The 2010-nt window shown below is 60.0% G+C and carries 1 protein-coding gene; it reads left to right on the top strand.

Features of this window, described 5'->3' with window-relative positions; translation table 11 throughout:
• Positions 1–353 precede the first annotated feature (353 nt).
• Positions 354–1751 carry an FAD-binding oxidoreductase gene (locus IRZ24_RS19710; protein WP_297168321.1) on the top strand — a complete coding sequence of 466 codons (1398 nt, stop codon included), beginning with the start codon at positions 354–356 and terminating at the stop codon, positions 1749–1751.
• The last annotated feature ends 259 nt before the right edge of the window (positions 1752–2010 follow it).

Here is a 2010-nt window from a genome sequence, read left to right as displayed (position 1 = left end):
ATCGGAACGACCTTAAGAGGCAACAAGCAGCCGGCATCTCAATGCAGCTCCCTGGCACGGTGAGACACCTACAATGAGGTGGGTGTCCCCTTATTTGCAGGAGTGCCTCCCTTCACGCGTCGCGCCCGGCCCATAGGGGACAGACGAGCAGACAAGCCGCATCAGGTGTGCTTACTCTTCTGTCCATAGCGTGCCAGCCGGGCAGTGCAAACGAGGTAGGTATCTCTGCGCTTATCCTCTTGACGCGGCGATGGGTAGAATTACTTATGGCGAAACCGCGCCACGTCTGCAGGAAAGCAGAGTGTTTTTTTTTTAGTGCATCGACCTCAACAGAGATAAGGAGCCAAAAAAGTATGGCAACAGAGGAGAGGTCTTCTTCGTTCAACGCGAGCGCCCTGCAGGCGAATCTGCGCGGGCAAGTGATCCAGCGAGGTGATGCCGCTTACGAGGCAGCGCGCCGCGTCTACAACGCCATGATCGACAAGCGGCCAGCCCTCATCGTACGCTGCGCCGACGTGGCCGACGTGATCACTGCCGTCAACTTCGCCCGCGATCATGGGCTGCCGCTCTCGATCCGTAGCGGTGGTCACAATGCTGGCGGACTGGGGACCTGCGATGATGGCCTGGTAATTGATCTATCCCTTCTGCGCTACACCCACGTTGATCCCGACCGACACACAGCGCGCGTTGGCGCCGGCTGCACCTGGGGCGACGTTGATCATGCTACCCATGCCTTCGGCCTGGCGGTGCCAGCGGGGATCATCTCAACCACTGGAGTCGGGGGCCTGACGCTAGGCGGCGGCCTGGGACACCTGACACGCTCCTATGGCCTGACGATCGACAATTTGCTTGAAGCAACAGTTGTACTGGCAGACGGCAGCCTGGTGGTGGCCAGCGAGCAGCAGCAACCTGATCTTTTCTGGGCCTTGCGTGGCGGCGGCGGCAATTTCGGCGTTGTCACCTCGTTCCTGTTCCGAACCCAACCAGTCGCTACGGTTTACGCCGGCCCAATGCTCTGGGAGTTAGAGAAGGCCCCCGAGATTCTCCACTGGTACCAGAATCTGATCACGACCGCCCCCGACGACCTCAACGGCTTCTTCGCCTTCCTGACTGTGCCGCCAGGACCACCTTTCCCGCAACATTTGCACAATAAGCAGCTCTGCGGCGTGGTCTGGTGCTACACAGGGCCACTGGACAGGGCAGAACAGACCTTCCAGCCGATCCGCCAGTTCCGTCAGCCAGCCCTGGATCTGGTAGGACCACTACCCTTCCCCGCCCTGCAGAGCATGTTTGATGCGCTCTATCCGCCCGGCCTGCAGTGGTATTGGAAAGCGGACTTTGTGAAAGAGCTGAGCGACGAAGCGATTGGCCTCCATCTGCACCACGGCTCTCAGCTGCCGACGTTGCAGTCGACGATGCATCTCTACCCGGTGAACGGGGCGGCCAGCCGCGTGAGCAGTAACGCCACCTCCTGGAGCTACCGCGATGCCACCTGGGCTGAGGTGATTGTGGGAGTCAGTCCCGACCCTGGCCAGAAGGAGATGATTACTGGCTGGGCACGCTCCTATTGGACAGCCCTGCATCCCTACGCCGAGAGCGGAGCCTATGTCAACTTTATGATGGAGGGAGAGGGCGATGAGCGGGTCCGCGCCGCCTACCGCGAGAACTACGAGCGACTCAGTCAGGTGAAGCGGCACTACGATCCGGTTAACTTGTTCCGCATCAATCAGAATATCCAGCCCGCTGTCTAGGCCAACCTTCCTGCAGACTTAGGGCCTGAGACCAGCACAAGCCAAAAGCGGCGCGCAGGCCAGGCAAGTAACATCTGCGGACTGCACGTCGCTTGTCATTGAGTTCCGTCCCCTACTCCTCCGCTTAGCGAGCGTAAAGCCTGCCGACCAGCTCGGCCCCGCGACAACAGCAAGAGCCAATCCACCCCCGTCTACCCCCCATTGGCTGTAGCCAATCGACCCCTGGGCAGATAAAATTTCCATAGATACTCTTGTCAGC

It is taken from the genome of Thermogemmatispora sp., assembly GCF_019683755.1.
Lineage (GTDB): Bacteria > Chloroflexota > Ktedonobacteria > Ktedonobacterales > Ktedonobacteraceae > Thermogemmatispora.
Note: the sequence above shows the minus strand (reverse complement) of the source record. Positions and strands in the feature narration are given on the sequence as shown.

Bases quoted from the DNA above. Each gene is read 5' to 3' on its own strand.
- IRZ24_RS19710 (WP_297168321.1), top strand. From the start codon at position 354: ATGGCAACAGAGGAGAGGTCTTCTTCGTTCAACGCGAGCGCCCTGCAG.